Raw genomic sequence first — 16,100 nt, forward strand, 5'->3', positions numbered from 1 at the left:
TTCTTATCCTTTCACTGCGCCCATGGTCAGACCGCGCGACAGGTGTTTCTGGATGGCGACAACCACCAGAAAGACCGGCACAAAGGCGAGGAAGGCAACCAGTGCAATTGCATTGTAAATCAGACCGTCCGATCCGCCGGTGAAGTTCGCCAGCGCCACCGACATCGTGTAGGCGTTGGGCGTCGAGGCGATCAGCAGCGTGAACAGAAACTCGTTGATCGCGAAAATCATGGCGATCACCGAAGCCGTGATGATTCCCGGCAGCACCGCCGGAATGATGATTTCCCACAGGATGCGCAGGTCGCTGGCGCCATCGGTGCGGGCGGCGTCCTCGAGTTCCTTGGGAATGTCGAGCATGTAGGAACGGATGATCCAGGTCACAAACGACAGGTTGATGGCGGCATAGATCAGCATCAACGCCCAGACCGTGTCCAGCAGGCCGACATTGCGGAACAGGAAGAAGATCGGGATCGCCACGATCGCCGGGGCCATCATCCGGGTCGACAGGATGTAGAAGCCGATGTCGTCGCGGCCGCGATAGGTGTAGCGCGACAGCGAATAGGCGGCAGGCACTGCCAGAACCAGATCGATGATCACCGAGCCGAAGATTGCCGCGACCGAGTTGCGCAGATATTTGGCCATTGGCCAGTCTTCCCAGATCATGTGCCAGGCATCGAGCGAGAAGCTCGGCCAGTAGATCGGTTGCGGGGTGATGATCTCGGTGCGCGGGCGCAGGCCGATGGACAGGAACCACAACACCGGCGCCAGGCAGAACAGTGCCCAGGCGCCAAGGATGGCGTATCGCAGCAGCAGGCTCTCGCCGCGGGAGTTTTTGCGTTGGGAGGCCATGATTCAGCTCCTCGCCGAAACAAAGGCGCGCTTTACGACAAGCTGCGCAATGATGATGGTGATCACCAGCATGATCACCGATGCGGACGAGGCGTAGCCGAAGTCGAAGAACTTGAAACCGGTGCGATAGATGAAATAGCTGATCGTCTCGGTGCCGAAGGCCGGTCCGCCCTTGGTGATGATGAAGACATTGGTGAACATGGTGGTGATGTCGATCGCCCGCAGGATCAGCGCGACGGCAATCACCGGCTTCATCATCGGCAGCGAGATGTTCCAGAATATCGCATACCATGACGCGCCGTCGAGCCGCGCGGCTTCCTCGACCTCTTCGTCCTGACCCTGCAGGGCGGCGACGAAGATGATGAACAGAAACGGCGTCCACTGCCAGACATCGGCCAGGATCAGGATCCCGCGGCTCATCCAGATCGAGGATTGATAGGCGATATTGCCGTCAATAAGCCCGATCCGCATCAATAGGTCGGCAAATACCCGGGCGTCGAGAAACGACAATTTGTAGATGAAGGCCACCGCCGAGGGCATGAACAGCATCGGCACCAGAAAGATGATCCGCCATCCCTTCACCCAGGGATCGCGATAGGCATAGAACGCGATGGCGAGCGCCAGCACGCATTGCAGCACCAGCGAGATCGAACCGATCACCAGCGTGTTCCAGATCGCGCCCCAGAACTGGTGATCCTGGAACAGGCGCATGTAATTGGCCAGGCCGACCGGCTGCCAGGGCCCGAATTTCACCTGGTGGAAGCTCTGGATGACAGCATAGACGCCCGGATAGAGCGTGATCAGCATGAGGTAGAGGACGGCCGGCGCCACCAGCAAATAGGGAAACCATGCCTTGAGGCGTTTGCTTCGCCGTTTCAGTCTCTGATGCGTCGGCCAGGCCGGGGCGACCGCAGTCGCCCCGGTGTCCGACAGGGAGGATTTGCTCACAGTGAGATCCTGTCTGTCTGTTTGTTATCGGGCCTTCAGAAGGGAAGGTCCTTGCCTTCGCCGACATAGAGCCCGGGGGCTGCTTCCGCGTAATCCACGGGATCCTTGCCCTGATAGAAGCCGTTGCTGGCCATGATCGCCTTGACGGCTGCCGCGGCATTGTCGAGGGCTTCCTTGCCGGTGATCTGGCCGACCACGGCGCGGTTGATCTCGTTGCCGATGGCCTGTTCGATCGGGAAGGCGCCCGGCAGGCGCGGCGAACACCAGGCATGTTCGAGCGAGATCGGCCCAGACCTTGGCCGGCTGCGAGACTTCCTGCAGGTTCGGATTGGTCAGCACCGACTTGTAGCCCGGCGCCACGCCATTGGCGTTGGCCTCGTTCATCGCCATGATCGAACCGGTGGTGAGGAAGGCCAGCATCAGGAAGGCGCCTTCGGCGTTCTGAGCCGATGCCGCGACACAGGAGGTCGATCCGGCAATGTTCGGCGGTGCGAAGCGGCCGCCGGCAATGCGCGGCTCGTAGATGGTGACGAAGTCGTCGACGATCTGCGACTGGTCCGGACGCATGGCCTGGGTGCCCGAATCCTGCCAGCTGATATTGGTGGCAACCTGACCGCCGAGCCAGGCGGCGCGGTTTTCCGGCCAGCCGGCGCCGGCATGGCCTTCATTGGCATTCTTGGACAGTTCGAGAATGATCTCGAGGCCCTTCATGCCGGCATCGCCGTTGAAGATCGGCTCCCAGTTCTCATCGAACAGCATCATGCCGGCCTGCGCCGAGATGTGTTCCCAGGTATAGGTCGACCAGAAGCCGGGTGCGGCCATCAGGCCGACGCCGGAAACGCCGGGCTCGACCTTGTTGAGCTCGCGCGAGACGCGGATCAGCTCGTCATAGCTCGGGATCGAGTTGACGCGGTCGACTTCACCACCGAGCAGCGTCTCCATGTAGCCCTTGCGGACATGGACCATCTGGATGTCGCAATCGAACGGAATGCCGTACATCTTGCCGTTGAAGAAGCCGTAATTGAGCCGGTAGGTATCGTAGAAATCGTCGAGCGGCAGGTTCCACTTGTCGGCAAAGCCGTCGAGTTCGTGCAGGAAGCCGGGGGCCGCGAAATCGCCGAGCCAGGGCGAGAAGAACTGCAATGCGTCAAAGGAGGCATTGCCCGAGATGAACTCGGCCAGCGCCTTGTCGTAGAAACTGTCATCGGGGATGGGAACCAGTTCGACCTTGATGCCGGACAGCGCCTCGAACGGCGCCAGGCCCTCGGCGGCGGATTCCGCGTCGGCTGCGCCGACTGCGAAGCGGACCGTGGTGCCGGCCAGCTCGCTGCGCACGGCTTCCCAGTCGACGGTGCGGATCCAGTCCTTGCTGTTGTCCCAGATCGGCTTGTCGTCGGACATGCCGTAGAGCTTCTGGTAGTCTTGGCGCACATATTTCGAGATCGAGATGTCGTCGAGCACACTTTGCGGATCCGGAAGATTGGACGCCGCGAGCAACGGAGTGCCCCATGTCGTACCGGCGATCGCAATTCCTGTCGCGGTGCTGTTTCTCAAAAAAGAGCGCCGTGAGAGCTTGCCTCTGAATTCCATTAGGTTCTCCTCCCTAGTTTTCACTGAGTGCCCGGATCGCAATCTCTCCGGGATTACGTTTTAGGCCGTTGCGGTCATTTCGCAACGCCAGAACATTTGCATGAACATTTATAACTTTGTTCATTTGCACCCGCAAGTCAACTGGATTTCAGGAATTTTGCCGAACATTTGAGTTGACACATGAACTAAAGTTCACGATGCTTTGCGCAACATTGAATGAGCAGAGGGCAGAATGACATGGGCTCGAATATAGCACTGACGGGGCTGGCCAGGGATCTCGCCGCACGGGCAAGCAACGGCAGGCCCGTGCGCATTGGCCTGATCGGCTCCGGTGAAATGGGGACCGACATCGTCACCCGCGCCTCCATGATGGATGGCGTCGAGGTCGCTGCGATTTCGGAGATCAATCCGGCGGCAGCCCACAAGGCGGTCGAGATCGCCCGGCGCTCCGAAGGCCACAGCCGCGACGCCAACACCACCGACACGCTCAATGCCGCCATCGAGAGTGGCAAGACCGCAATTTCGGACAATGCCGAGGCGATCCTGCAGTCCGGCCTGATCGATGTCGTCATCGACGCCACCGGCATTCCCGCCGTCGGCGCCGAGATCGGGCTGCGCGCGATGGAACACGGCAAGCACCTGGTGATGATGAATGTCGAGGCCGATGTCACCATCGGCTCCTATCTGCGGCGCGAGGCGGAGCGGCTCGGCGTGGTCTACAGCCTGGGCGCCGGCGACGAACCGTCGTCCTGCATGGAGCTGATCGAATTCGTCTCGGCCATGGGCCACAAGATCATCTGCGCCGGCAAGGGCAAGAACAACCCGCTCAACATCGACGCGACCCCGGATGCCTACGAGGCCGAAGCCATCCAGCGCCACATGAACCCGCGCCTGCTGGTCGAATTTGTCGACGGATCGAAGACCATGGTGGAAATGTCGGCGATTGCCAACGCCACCGGACTGATCCCCGATTGCGACGGCATGCACGGCCCCGCCGCGGGCCCGAAGGAGCTGGCCAAGACACTGATACCCGAAAGCGACGGCGGCCTGCTCAAGGGCATCGGCCGGGTCGACTATTCAATCGGCAAGGGCGTTTCGCCCGGCGTGTTCGTCATCATCGAGGCCGAGCACCCGCGCATCCGCGAGCGGCTGACCGACCTGAAGATGGGTGATGGTCCCTATTTCGAATTCATCCGCCCCTATCACCTGACCTCGCTGGAGGTGCCGCTGACCTGCGCCCGCGCCGTGCTTTACGGCAAGGCCGACATGGTGCCGCTCGACCGGCCCGTCGCCGAAGTTGCTGCCGTCGCCAAGCGGGATCTTAAGCCCGGCGAAACCCTTGATCAGATAGGCGAATACACCTATCGCGCCTGGGCCATGGAAGTCTCGCGCGCACGCGCTGCCCAGGCCCATCCGGCCGGGCTTCTGACCGGTGCAACGGTGACCGCGCCGATCCGCAAGGGCGAATTGATCACGGCGCAGAATGCGACCCTGCCAAACGCCAGGATCGTCGAGCTGCGCCGCCGCCAGGATGAAATGCTCTATGGGAAAGTCGCGGCCAATGTCTGAAGTCAATGTCCCCTATGCCATCCGGACCTACAGCCCGGAGGCGCTGAAAACCGCCCTGCGCAAGATGATCCTGATCCGCAAATTCGAGGAGGGCGCGGAGGATTGCTACACCCGCGGCCTGATCCACGGCACCATGCATCTGTCGATCGGCCAAGAGGCCTCCGCGGTCGGATCCTGCATGTCGCTGAGCGATGAGGACAAGATCACCTCGACCCATCGCGGCCATGGCCACTGCATTGCCAAGAATGCCGATCTTGGAAAGATGTTTGCCGAATTCTTCGGCAAGGACACCGGCTATTGCCGGGGCCGCGGCGGCTCGATGCACATCGCCGATGTGGCCAAGGGCAATCTCGGCGCCAATGGCATTGTCGGCGGCGGCCTGCCGATTGCGGTCGGCGCAGCCCTGTCGGCAAAGCGTCTGGGAACCGGCGCTGTAACCATCTGTTTCTTCGGTGACGGCGCCAACAATGAAGGCGCTTTTCACGAGGCGCTGAACATGGCCTCGGTGTGGAAGCTGCCGGTGGTCTTTGTCTGCGAGAACAACAAATACGGCATGTCGACCTCGACCGAGCGCTCGACCGCGGTCAAGAACATATCCGACCGCGCCGTGGCCTATGCGATGCCCGGTGTGAAGGTGGACGGCAATGATTTCTCCGCCGTGACCGAAGCCGTCGATACCGCCGTGGCGCGCGCCGGGGCCGGCGACGGCCCGAGCCTGGTCGAGAACCTGACCTACCGCTGGCGCGGTCATTCCAAATCCGACCGCAACCGCTACCGCACCAAGGAAGAGATCAGCGACTGGATGGAGCGCGACCCGATCCTGCAGATGACCGAATTGCTGGTGTCGCACAAGATCATCTCGGAAGCCGAGGTCGAGAACCTGCAGACCGAAACCACCCAGGCGATCAAGGACGCGGTGGAGTTTGCGGCGGCCAGTCCCGCACCGCAGCTCGAGGATGCGATCCGGTTCGTCTATACCGAAGGGGCTGCGGCATGAGCGGCGACAGCAAGGCAGACCTGCGCGAACTTTCTTATGCGGAGGCCATTCGCGAGGCGATGGACATCGCGCTGGAACGCGACGAGCGTGTCATTCTGATGGGAGAAGACATCGGCGTTTACGGCGGCGCCTTCCAGGTGACCGGCAACCTGGTCGAAAAATACGGCACCGAACGGGTGATGGACACGCCGATCTCGGAGCTTGGCGGCGCGGGCGTCGCCGTCGGCGCGGCGCTGACCGGTCTCAGGCCGATATTCGAGTTCCAGTTTTCGGATTTTGCCGCCCTGGCGATGGAGCAGATCGTCAACCAGGCCGCCAAGATCCGCTACATGCTCGGCGGCGCGGTTTCGGTTCCGCTGGTGATGCGGTTTCCGGCCGGGTCGGGTACCGGCGCGGCCGCGCAGCATTCGCAAAGCCTCGAAGCCTGGTTTGGCCATGTTCCCGGCCTCAAGGTGATTCAGCCGTCCACTCCGGAAGACGCCAAGGGCATGTTGCTTGCGGCGCTGGAAGATCCTGATCCGGTGATGATCTTCGAGCACAAGATTCTCTACAAGATGAAGGGCCACGTGCCGGCGGGCTATTACACGACCCCGATCGGCAAGGCTGCGATCCGCCGTTCCGGCACGGATCTCTCCATCGTCGCCACGTCGCTGATGGTTCACAAGGCATTGGCTGCGGCTGAAACCCTGGCCGGCGAGGGCATCGACGCCGAAGTCATCGATCTTCGCACCGTGCGCCCGATGGACCGCGACACGATCCTGGCATCTGTCTGCAAGACCGGCAAACTCGTCTGCGTCTATGAAGGCGTCAAGACCCTTGGCGTCGGCGCCGAGATTTCGGCCATGGTCGCGGAAAGCGACGCCTTCGACTTTCTCGAAGCGCCGATTGTCCGTCTTGGCGGCGCGGAAAGCCCGATTCCCTACAATCCCGAGCTTGAAAAGGCTGTCGTGCCGCAGGTGCCCGACATTCTCGAAGCTGCCCGCAACATCGCAAGGGGCCGTGTCTGATGCCTGTTGAAGTCATCATGCCGAAAGTCGACATGGACATGGCCAGCGGCAAGATCACGGTCTGGCATGTCGCCGCCGGCGACAAGGTGGGGCAGGGCGACCCGCTCTTCGATATCGAGACCGACAAGGCTGCGATGGAGGTCGAGGCGTCGGCCGGCGGCTATCTGCATCACCTGGTTGCCGAAGGCACCGATGTGCCGATCGGACAGCCGGTGGCCTGGATCTATGCCGAGGGCGAGGATGTCGGCCCGCCGCCGCAAACCGATGCGCCGTCACCCGAGGGCCCCGCACCCGAAGTGGGCCCGGACCCTGCCGCATCGGCGCCCGCGCCAGCGGATACCGCTGCCGCGCTTGAAACCCACGCAAAAACCCGCGCCACGCCGCTTGCCCGTTCGCTCGCCCGCAAGGCCGGGATCGAGATTGGCGATGTTACGGGCAGTGGCCCTCGCGGGAGGGTTCAGGCCGAAGACGTTCGCGCCACGCAAGAGCAGACACAGCCCGCGCCGGCGGCAGCACCGCCCGGCTTCACCGCCGAGACCGGACCTCTGGCGGTCTCGCGCAGCAAGGGCGGAACCGGCACGCCGGTCGTGCTGATCCACGGTTTTGCCAGCGATGCCAAATCCTGGGCGCCACTGGAAGCGCATATCAGCGATCATCCCATCATCCGCATCGAGCTGCCGGCCCATGGCAAGTCGCCGCGGCTCGGCATCTCCCGCTTTGCCGATCTGGTGTCGGAAGTGCGCCGCGCATTCGATATGCTCGGTCTCGAATCGGCGCATCTGGTCGGCCACAGCCTCGGCGGCGCGGTTACCCTCGCTCTTGCCGATACCCGTCCCAAGACAGTGTCCTCCCTGACGCTTCTCGCCCCCGCCGGGCTTGGCCCCGATATCAATGGCGCGGCCCTGACCGGAATCGGCAAGGCCACGCGCGCCGAAAGCCTCGGTCCCTGGCTCAAGCAGATGGTCGCCGACGAACGGCTGATCACCGACGGCTATGTCCGGGCGGCCATGGCGGCGCGTGCCGATACGGCCATGCGCAATGCACAGAATGCGCTGGCGGATGCGGTCTTTCCTGACGGTGTGCAGGCTTTCGACATGCGCTCCGCCCTGGACCGGGTCGACATGCCGGCGCGCATTGTCTGGGGCAGGCAGGACCGGATCATTCCCTGGCAGCATGCGCTGCGGGCGCCGGGCAGGGTCAGCCTGCACCTGTTCGACAATGTCGGGCACCTGCCGCAATTCGAAATTTCAGGCGAGGTTGGAAAACTCCTGCGCGCCCATCTATGATGGGTGACGAACACGATGATCAGTGCGGGACCATTTCATGGCAGCAGACACACTACCGACCGGAGCCTCGGGCCGCGGCAAACCCGTAACCGACCCGCAAAGCCAATTGCGGGTGCGGGCTGCATGGCTCTATTACATTGAGGGCCTGACCCAGTCGGACGTGGCGGACCGGCTCGGCGTCAACCGCATCATGATCACCCGCATGCTCTCGGACGCCCGCAAGCGCGGCGAAGTCGTGATCCGGATCAAGTCGAAGCTCGGACCGCTGGTCGAATCGCAAATTCAGCTCGAGGAAAAATTCGGGCTCGCCAAGGCCATCGTGGCGCCGTTCGGCGAGGATGACGGCGATCCGACACGGGTCATTGCGGCGGCCGCAGGCGAATATGTCTCGGGCCTGATGCGCAACAATGTGACCATCGGCGTGGGATGGGGGCGGACGCTCCACACCATGCTGCCCTATGTCGAGGGCCGCACCCTTGAAGGCGCAAAGGTTGTCTCCCTGCTTGGCGGAATCGCCCAGGCCCGCCGCTTCAACCCGGCGGAATTTGCCTGGCAATTTGCCGAACTGTTTGACGCGGAAGGCTTTCTGATCCCGGCGCCTGCCATCGTTGACTCCGCCCAGACCAAGCATGCCCTGCTTGAGCATTGCGGCCTCGACCATATCATGGGCATGGCCGAAACCTGTGACGTCGTGCTCCTGTCCTGCGGCGGCATTTCGACCATCACCACCTCCTACCGGACCGGCCATGTCTCCGAAGCCGAACGGAACTCGCTGATCGAGGCCGGTGCGGTGGGCGATGTGCTCTACAATTTTCTCGACAGTGACGGCCAGCCGGTCCCGCATCCGGTCAATGACCGTTGCATTGCAGTCTCGGTCGATCGGCTGTCGCGGCTGTCGAACAAGGTGCTGATTTCCGGCGGCATCGAGAAGACCGAAATCATCCGGGCGACTTTGAAATCGATCAAGCCGAACACGCTCGTCACCGACGAGGCCACGGCCCGGCGGCTGTTGGCGGAGGATGAATGAGCGGCAGGGGCGAGGGCGCAGTCACGGTTTCGCAGCGGCAGGCGGTCGTCGCGGAGCGAGTTTCAAACCGTCACATAGAATCAACCCCTTATGGCGGCCTGACGGGCCGCGGATCGGAACGCGGAAGCGGGCCAGAATCGTCCGATAGGATTTGCTCCGCAGATAACGCCGTTGTATCTATGGAGCCCAGACAAGACCGGAGAATGCGAGATGCCGAAACTTCCAATGCAAGTGCCGAACATCGTCAAACGGGTGCTCGATTCATCCCCGTCCGATCTGCGGCTGTTTGCCCACCGGCTGCATGATCACGCCACCGAGGAGCGGATGTCGCCGGCAGATGTGAAGTCCAGTCTGGCCCAGCTCGGATATGACAATATTGACGATTTCTGCCGCGACCTCGACATGCCCGGCCATGTCGCCGAGCACTGGCAACGCTTTGGTGTATCCGCCGAGATGCGCCAGGTGTTCCGCCTGATGATCAAGCAACGCGACCGCTTTGCCGCGGCAGTGGCCGAGTTTGAAACCATCACCCATGTCGGCCTGCAGGATTTCCTCAAGAGCCGCGGCGTCCTCTGAGTTCTTTGGGCCGAATCTCTATTTCTGGTCGAGCAGCGCCTGGGCTGTCGCCATGTCGGTGACCAGCACGCCCGCCGGCATGAGTCGCAGCGCGGCCAGGATGGCGTTGACTTTCGCGGCTCCCCCGGCAGCCAGCACGATTGTCGGAATTTTCGCCACGGTTGCCAGGTCCACCGCCATGATGCGGCTGTTGAGTTCGTGATCGACCAGCTTGCCCTCGGCGTCTATGAAGTAGCACAGCACATTGGCAACCGCGCCCCTGGCGGTCAGCGAGGGGATGAATTCGCTGCCGACAATGCCGTGCCGGAAGATGGTCGCATCCGGCGAGATGTCGCCGACGGTCAGCAGCGCGATGTCGGCATTGGCGGCGCGCTTTTTCACTTCCATCAGCGGCGCCTGCGCCCATAGCGCTTTGGCAAGCTTCGGGTCGTCAACCACCACCGGCGCGGTGATCTGGTAGCTGTCGATATCGAAGGTCTCGGCGACCCTTGCCGCGACGATCGAGGGATTGATCCATCCCGAATGCGGCAGGCTGCCGACCAGTCCGATCACAGAGGCGTCCTTCAGCTTCCGCTTTTCGAGAAATTGCAGACTGCCAAACAGCGTCGCGCCGCCGCCGATGGCAAGCGTCTTCCCGTCGCCCATTTCCGTGCCCAGGTATCGGGCAATGGCATGGCCAATGGCCTTTTCCAGGTTCTTTTCATTGGTGGGTGAGGGGATGACGATTGCCGATGACAGCTTCCAGCGCGTCTCCAGCGCCCGCTCGACGGCGATCTGTTCGCTGGCGGCGCTGTTGATCGTGGTGACCACGATGCCCTCGGTGACGCATTCCGCCAGGGTCCGCATCACCTTGACCCGGCTGACTTGCAGGTGCTCGGCAATCTGTTCCTGGGTCATCTTCTCGACGTGATAGAGCCAGGCGGTCTTGACCTTGAGGTTGGAGGATTTGCTCCGCCATTCCTTGTCGTTCATCGGATGTCCCTTGCGATGCTGGAGCGCTGCGCGAACAATCGCACGATGGCCCGAATGAAAGCAATTTTGCTTTTTGCATGATGATGAAAAAAGCGCCAGCCGCGGCAATTGAAAGATTGTTCAATTGTCATATCAATGTTACAAATGAACAGTAGTGAGGAGGTTGCAGGTCATCATCAGGTCCGATGGCTTGCACGTGTAATGTGATCGGGCGCTAATGCGCCTGATGAAAAGCGCAATTGGACCCGTGAGGAGATGACAATATGAACGTGTTTTCCAAGGCACTGAAGCAGGCCCCTGTTTTTCTGGCTGCTGCCTTCATGCTTTCCAGCGCGCATGCGGACGAGCTGACGCTCTACACATCGCAGCCCGACGCTGACGCCGCCCGGACCGTCGAGGCGTTCCGCAAGAACAACCCCGACATCGACGTGCAGATCTATCGGTCCGGCACCAGCGACATCATGAGCAAGCTCGCTGCCGAATTTGCTGCCGGTGCTTCGCAGGCCGATGTCCTGCTCATCGCCGATGCGGTGAGCATGGAAAGCCTCAAGGCCCAGGACAAGCTGTTGAGCTATCCCGAAGCCAATGTGGATGGCTTTTCCGAGAACGTCTATGATGCCGACAAGACCTATTTTGGCAGCAAGCTGATCACCACCGGTATTGCCTACAACACCGGAGTGACCGCCAAGCCAGAGCACTGGTCCGATCTCGCCGGTGAGGAGTACAAGGGCCTCGTGGTGATGCCGAGCCCGCTCTATTCCGGCGCGGCGGCTTTCCTTCTGAGCGGTTTCGTCGCAAATCCGGATCTCGGATGGGACTATTTCGAAAAGCTCAATGACAATGGCCTGATCAGCGTGCGCGGCAATGGCGCCGTTCTCAAATCGGTGGCAAGCGGCGAACGTCCCTATGGGATCATGGTCGACTTCATGGCGCTCAACGCCAAGGCCAAGGGTTCGCCGGTGGAATTTGTCTTCCCGCCCGAAGGCGTGCCGGCCGTGACCGAGCCCGTGGCAATCATGGCTTCGGCGAAGAATATTCCCGCTGCCAAGAAGTTCATCGACTTCATCCTCTCCGATGAGGGCCAGAAGCTGGCGCTGGAACAGGGCTATCTGCCTGCCAACCAGGCCATTGGCCGTCCTGACTGGCTGCCCGAAGGTGTCGATGTCACCGTCATGCCGATCAAGACCCAGGAAGTCCTGATGAAGACCGACGCCGACAAGGAAAAGTTCACGGAACTCTTCGGCGGCTGAAACCTCGGGGGATGAGCGCCATGTTCATCCCCCTGGTCTTCACGTCTACACCCGGTGGCGTCAGCCCGGAGCCGGTTTTCCGGTTCCGGGCACCCTGCTCAAGGATTATCCGATGCAGAAAAATCAAGAAGGGGGCTGGGACTTTGATCGGGTCCTGACTCTGGCGGTGATCGCTGTCGTCCTGCTTTTGTCGATCATGCCGATGTTCCGGCTGCTGTTTGAGGTGGCTGTTCCCAGCAACGGGCCGTCCAATGCTATCAGCAAGACGTTTTCCAGTTCCGCAACCTGGACCGCAACCCTGCATTCGCTGCAGGTGGGTATCGGCGGAACCATTCTCGCGGTGTTTCTGGGAACCTCGGTCGCGCTTCTTGTCGGACTGACCGCGGTGCGCGGCCGGTCGGTTTTCGTCTTTCTCTATGTCACGCCGTTGCTGATTGCGCCGCAGGTCACCGCATTGGCCTGGTTGCAACTGTTTGGCCCCGCCAGTCCGTTTCTGAAACTGATTGGCATGGCGCCGGCCCTGGGCAGCCGCAATCCGCTGTATTCGACCACCGGCATCATCGTGCTTCTCGGCGTGCAATACGGACCGCTGGTGTTTCTGATGGTGCGCGCCGGGCTTCGCAAATTGCCGCGCGAACTGGTCGAGGCCGGATCAAGCAGCGGAGCAGGGCGGTTGACCGTTCTGCGGACCATCATCCTGCCGCTGATGATGCCGTCGATCATCGGTGCGGCAGCACTTACCTTCGTGTCATGCGTGGGCAATTTCGGCATTCCCGCCTTTCTCGGCATTCCCGCCAACTATCTGGTGCTGCCGACGCTGATCTACCAGAAGCTTGCCGGCGGTGGCCCGAGCGTGCTGTCGGAGGTCGCGGTGCTGTCGATCCTGATCGGCATCATCGCCATGGCCGGGATCTTTGCGCAGGACTATATTTCCAGACGGCGCGACTACCGCATCGTCTCCACGTCTCTGCCGGCAGCGCCCTATGATCTTGGCCGGTTCCGCCTGCTCATCGAATTGCTGATGATGCTGGTCGTCATTGCGGTGCTCGGCCTGCCGGTTCTGGGCCTCGTGCTGACCTCGCTGGTCTCGGCCTATGGCGCGCCGCTGACAATGCAGACCGTGACATTGGCCAATTACGGCTTTGTCATTTTCGAGCACGGCGCCACCGGCCGGGCGTTCTTCAACAGTTTCGGCCTGTCGCTGGCCACCGCGTTCTTCGCCGTGATGATCTCGGTGCCGCTCGCCTATATGGTGACCTGGCGGCAAAGCTGGTGGACCCGGATCATAAACCTGTCGATCGAACTGCCCTATGCGCTGCCCGGTGTGGTGCTGGCGATTGCCTCGCTGCTGCTGTTCCTCAAGCCGCTGCCGGTCATCGGTGTGCAGATCTACAACACGATCTGGATCATCCTCTATGCCTATCTGGCGCGTTTCCTGGTGCTGGCGCTGCGGCCGACCGTAAGCGGGCTGCACCAGATCGACAGATCGCTCGAAGAGGCGGCGCAGGTGGCCGGGGCAGGGCTGATCACCCGCATGCGCACCATCATCTTTCCGCTGGTGGCGCCGGCGACGATTGCCGGCGGTGTCTTGATCTTCCTCACTGCATTCAGTGAGCTGACGGTGTCGGCGCTGCTGTGGGCGTCGGGGTCGGAAACCATCGGGGTGGTCATCTTCTCCTTCGAGCAGGGCGGGGATTCCAACTATGCCGCCGCCACCTCCACCCTCACCGTCGCAATGACCTTCACACTCATGCTGCTGACCAATCTGTTCGCGCGGCATCTTCCAAACGGAGTTCTGCCATGGCGGGATTGAAAATTGAAAATGTCACCAAGGCATTCGGCACCATGCATGCGCTGTCCGGTGTTTCGCTTGATGTGAAAAACGGCGAGTTCGTCGCAGTCCTCGGCCCGTCCGGATGCGGCAAGACCACGCTGTTGCGCGCCATTGCCGGGTTCGAGACCGTCACCGACGGCCAGATCACCGTCGGCGACACGGTGATGTCGAGCCCCAGCGTCAACGTGCCGCCTGAGAAGCGCAAGGTCGGCATTGTCTTCCAGAACTACGCGCTGTGGCCGCATATGACCGTCGCCGAAAATGTCGGCTACAGCCTGAAGGTGGCCAAGGTGGCAAAAGCCACCCGCGAAAAACGCGTCGAGGACGCGCTGGCGCTGGTGGATCTGGTCGGCCTCGGCGACCGCCGTCCGGCCAATCTCTCCGGCGGACAGCGGCAGCGCGTGGCGCTGGCCCGGTGCCTGGTGTCGACGCCGTCGCTGGTGCTGTTTGATGAACCGCTCGCCAATCTCGATGTGCATCTGCGCGCCTCGATGGAGGAGGAATTCGCCGAATTCCACAAGCGCACCAAGACCACCATTGTCTATATCACCCACGACCAGGCCGAGGCGATGGCGCTGGCCGACCGCATCGCCGTTATGGATCACGGCAAGCTGATCCAGTTCGCAACACCGCGCGAGCTCTACCAGGAGCCGCGCAGCGAAATGGTCGCAGCCTTCATCGCCCAGGGCATGGTGTTGCCGGCAAGGCTGCTGTCCGCGCCCGACAATGGCCATTGCAAGGTTCAGCTGCTTGGCCAGGACGCCGTGTTCCGCTGCGCGCCGGACCAGCAGCAGGTCACAGCGGCAAAAGTCTGCATCCGCTCGTCAGATATCGAGCTGGTCGACGGCGGCGGCATCACCATCACCGTCAAGCGCGTCATCTACCGCGGCGGCGGCGCCCGGGTCGACGCTTTTCCGGTTTCCAGCCCCGAACTCCAGCTGACCTTCGATATCGCCGATCCGGTTACCCTGTCGGAAGGCGACACCGCCCATATCCGCGTCAAGTCGGGTTGGGTGATCCCCCAGGGGATCCGCAATAATGCAGATCGATCTGTATGGCGGGTTTGGCGAAAAGGGCCGGACCAGTGTCGGAATTTCCGATCCGGAAACCAGGATCCTGCTCGATGTCGGCATCAAGGTCGGCGCGGCGGGACGTGACTATTATCCGGCCATTGACGCCGCCGCGATTGCCGCCCTCGATGCGGTATTCGTGTCGCATGCGCATGAGGACCATATCGGCGGCCTGAGCTGGTTGCTCTCCTGCGGGTTTCGCGGTCCTGTTTTCATGACCCACGAAACCCGCGGCGAAGCCGATGAGATGCTGGCGCAATATGCCGACCCCGCCCATGTCCGGCAGTTTCCGATCGATCCCGGCCAGGTCAGGCTGTTCAGGCCGGGGGACACGCTGCAGGTCGGTCGGCTCAGCATTGCGACCGGGCGGTCGGGCCATGTGGCCGGCGGCGTCTGGTTCCATGTCGATGACACCAGGCGGCAGGCGGTGTATTGCGCTGATGTCACGCCGGGAAGCAGCGTTTTCGTGATGGACCCGGTGCCGTCCTGCGACCTGATCCTGCTGGATGCATCCTATGCCGCGGATGCGGTGTCGGGGCTGCAGCGACGGGCCGAGATCGAGGCCTGGATCGCGGCCCATCCGGGCGGCTGCCTGCTACCTGTTCCGGCTTCGGGCAAGCCGCTGGAAATCATGGCGATCCTTCCCGGACGCTTTGCCATTCATCAGTCCATGCGCGAAGCCATTGCCACGCAGATCCTGGCCCGGGCCGCCTTTGCGCCGGCCACACGGGAGCTGCTGCAGCAACAGCTGGCCCTTGCGGTCGATTGGCGCGACGGCGAGCCGTTCCCCGATTGTCCTTTGCTCACCGTTGACGGCATGGGCAGCGCCGGGCCGTCGGTGGACGCGATAGGGCGGGCCGCCGCGCAGGATCTGCCGATCCTGCTGACCGGCCATATTCCGGACCACACCCCGGCGCGCAGCTGTTTTGATGACGGCAGCGCCTCCTGGATAAGGCTGCCGACCCATCCGACGCGCGATGAAAACGTGGCAATATGGACCAGTGCCGGCAATCCCGCCGCGCTGGGGCATTCCTGCCAGCATTCCGGCCTGGCCGAACTGCAGCCCTTTCTGCCGAAACTGGACGTCAGCGCCGCGACCGGCGATCACCTCGAAATTTGATGGAT

The 16,100-nt window shown here is 62.1% G+C and carries 14 protein-coding genes; 10 read left to right on the forward strand and 4 right to left on the reverse strand.

Translation table 11 applies throughout. From position 1 onward, the window contains the following. Positions 1-3: 3 nt before the first annotated feature. From OEG82_RS09470 to OEG82_RS09480, 3 genes are read right to left on the reverse strand one after another with little or no spacing between them, the layout of a single operon-like run. On the reverse strand, positions 4-849 hold the full coding sequence (locus OEG82_RS09470; RefSeq protein WP_267612197.1) for a carbohydrate ABC transporter permease: 846 nt from the start codon (positions 847-849) through the stop codon (positions 4-6). A 3-nt stretch (positions 850-852) separates the two neighbouring features. Then, positions 853-1,797, reverse strand: a complete 945-nt coding sequence (locus OEG82_RS09475; RefSeq protein ID WP_267612198.1) for a carbohydrate ABC transporter permease — start codon at positions 1,795-1,797, stop codon at positions 853-855. A 24-nt stretch (positions 1,798-1,821) separates the two neighbouring features. After that, positions 1,822-3,387 (reverse strand): ABC transporter substrate-binding protein, encoded by a 1,566-nt coding sequence (locus OEG82_RS09480; protein ID WP_267612200.1) that lies wholly within the window; start codon positions 3,385-3,387, stop codon positions 1,822-1,824. Positions 3,388-3,624: 237 nt separating this feature from the next. Here OEG82_RS09480 and OEG82_RS09485 point away from each other — a divergent pair, with 237 nt between their 5' ends. The 6 genes from OEG82_RS09485 to OEG82_RS09510 all read left to right on the forward strand — a co-directional run bounded on the left by OEG82_RS09485 (position 3,625) and on the right by OEG82_RS09510 (position 9,849). Beyond that, positions 3,625-4,956 (forward strand): NAD(P)H-dependent oxidoreductase, encoded by a 1,332-nt coding sequence (locus tag OEG82_RS09485; protein ID WP_267612201.1) that lies wholly within the window; start codon positions 3,625-3,627, stop codon positions 4,954-4,956. Further along, positions 4,949-5,953 carry a thiamine pyrophosphate-dependent dehydrogenase E1 component subunit alpha gene (locus tag OEG82_RS09490; protein WP_267612202.1) on the forward strand — a complete coding sequence of 335 codons (1,005 nt, stop codon included), beginning with the start codon at positions 4,949-4,951 and terminating at the stop codon, positions 5,951-5,953. Before OEG82_RS09485 ends, OEG82_RS09490 begins: the two co-directional genes overlap by 8 nt. After that, a complete protein-coding gene (locus OEG82_RS09495) occupies positions 5,950-6,960 on the forward strand; it encodes an alpha-ketoacid dehydrogenase subunit beta (protein WP_267612203.1) in 1,011 nt (336 codons plus the stop codon). The genes OEG82_RS09490 and OEG82_RS09495 overlap by 4 nt, the downstream gene beginning before the upstream one ends. Further along, positions 6,960-8,246 (forward strand): acetoin dehydrogenase dihydrolipoyllysine-residue acetyltransferase subunit, encoded by a 1,287-nt coding sequence (locus OEG82_RS09500; protein ID WP_267612204.1) that lies wholly within the window; start codon positions 6,960-6,962, stop codon positions 8,244-8,246. The genes OEG82_RS09495 and OEG82_RS09500 overlap by 1 nt, the downstream gene beginning before the upstream one ends. A gap of 37 nt (positions 8,247-8,283) precedes the next feature. Further along, entirely contained in the window at positions 8,284-9,273 is a 990-nt protein-coding gene (locus OEG82_RS09505) for a sugar-binding transcriptional regulator (RefSeq protein ID WP_267612205.1), read from the forward strand. 210 nt (positions 9,274-9,483) lie between these two features. Next, positions 9,484-9,849, forward strand: coding sequence for a hypothetical protein (locus OEG82_RS09510; protein WP_267612206.1), 366 nt, complete (start codon positions 9,484-9,486; stop codon positions 9,847-9,849). An 18-nt stretch (positions 9,850-9,867) separates the two neighbouring features. On the opposite strand, the gene OEG82_RS09515 is transcribed toward OEG82_RS09510, so the two are convergent. Further along, a complete protein-coding gene (locus OEG82_RS09515; protein ID WP_267612207.1) occupies positions 9,868-10,821 on the reverse strand; it encodes a sugar-binding transcriptional regulator in 954 nt (317 codons plus the stop codon). A gap of 263 nt (positions 10,822-11,084) precedes the next feature. Between OEG82_RS09515 and OEG82_RS09520 the strand changes: the two genes are divergently transcribed. The 4 genes from OEG82_RS09520 (at position 11,085) to OEG82_RS09535 (ending at position 16,095) form a co-directional block, all read left to right on the forward strand. Beyond that, positions 11,085-12,071, forward strand: a complete 987-nt coding sequence (locus tag OEG82_RS09520) for an ABC transporter substrate-binding protein (RefSeq protein ID WP_425497570.1) — start codon at positions 11,085-11,087, stop codon at positions 12,069-12,071. A gap of 112 nt (positions 12,072-12,183) precedes the next feature. Further along, the gene (locus OEG82_RS09525) at positions 12,184-13,884 is read left to right on the forward strand and encodes an ABC transporter permease (RefSeq protein WP_267612208.1); all 1,701 of its coding nucleotides are present in this window, start codon (positions 12,184-12,186) and stop codon (positions 13,882-13,884) included. After that, positions 13,872-15,062, forward strand: a complete 1,191-nt coding sequence (locus OEG82_RS09530) for an ABC transporter ATP-binding protein (protein ID WP_267612209.1) — start codon at positions 13,872-13,874, stop codon at positions 15,060-15,062. The genes OEG82_RS09525 and OEG82_RS09530 overlap by 13 nt, the downstream gene beginning before the upstream one ends. Beyond that, a complete protein-coding gene (locus tag OEG82_RS09535) occupies positions 14,944-16,095 on the forward strand; it encodes an MBL fold metallo-hydrolase (RefSeq protein ID WP_267612210.1) in 1,152 nt (383 codons plus the stop codon). The genes OEG82_RS09530 and OEG82_RS09535 overlap by 119 nt, the downstream gene beginning before the upstream one ends. Positions 16,096-16,100: the final 5 nt, after the last annotated feature.

Source organism: Hoeflea ulvae (assembly GCF_026619435.1).
GTDB classification, from domain to species: domain Bacteria; phylum Pseudomonadota; class Alphaproteobacteria; order Rhizobiales; family Rhizobiaceae; genus Hoeflea; species Hoeflea ulvae.

Excerpts from the sequence above, each read along its gene's own strand:
- OEG82_RS09515 (WP_267612207.1), bottom strand. The coding sequence starts at position 10,821 with ATGAACGACAAGGAATGGCGGAGCAAATCCTCCAACCTCAAGGTCAAG.
- OEG82_RS09525 (WP_267612208.1), top strand. The coding sequence starts at position 12,184 with ATGCAGAAAAATCAAGAAGGGGGCTGGGACTTTGATCGGGTCCTGACT.
- OEG82_RS09535 (WP_267612210.1), top strand. The coding sequence starts at position 14,944 with ATGCAGATCGATCTGTATGGCGGGTTTGGCGAAAAGGGCCGGACCAGT.
- OEG82_RS09490 (WP_267612202.1), top strand. The coding sequence starts at position 4,949 with ATGTCTGAAGTCAATGTCCCCTATGCCATCCGGACCTACAGCCCGGAG.
- OEG82_RS09480 (WP_267612200.1), bottom strand. The coding sequence starts at position 3,387 with ATGGAATTCAGAGGCAAGCTCTCACGGCGCTCTTTTTTGAGAAACAGC.
- OEG82_RS09485 (WP_267612201.1), top strand. The coding sequence starts at position 3,625 with ATGGGCTCGAATATAGCACTGACGGGGCTGGCCAGGGATCTCGCCGCA.
- OEG82_RS09500 (WP_267612204.1), top strand. The coding sequence starts at position 6,960 with ATGCCTGTTGAAGTCATCATGCCGAAAGTCGACATGGACATGGCCAGC.
- OEG82_RS09510 (WP_267612206.1), top strand. The coding sequence starts at position 9,484 with ATGCCGAAACTTCCAATGCAAGTGCCGAACATCGTCAAACGGGTGCTC.
- OEG82_RS09505 (WP_267612205.1), top strand. The coding sequence starts at position 8,284 with ATGGCAGCAGACACACTACCGACCGGAGCCTCGGGCCGCGGCAAACCC.
- OEG82_RS09470 (WP_267612197.1), bottom strand. The coding sequence starts at position 849 with ATGGCCTCCCAACGCAAAAACTCCCGCGGCGAGAGCCTGCTGCTGCGA.
- OEG82_RS09495 (WP_267612203.1), top strand. The coding sequence starts at position 5,950 with ATGAGCGGCGACAGCAAGGCAGACCTGCGCGAACTTTCTTATGCGGAG.
- OEG82_RS09520 (WP_425497570.1), top strand. The coding sequence starts at position 11,085 with ATGAACGTGTTTTCCAAGGCACTGAAGCAGGCCCCTGTTTTTCTGGCT.
- OEG82_RS09530 (WP_267612209.1), top strand. The coding sequence starts at position 13,872 with ATGGCGGGATTGAAAATTGAAAATGTCACCAAGGCATTCGGCACCATG.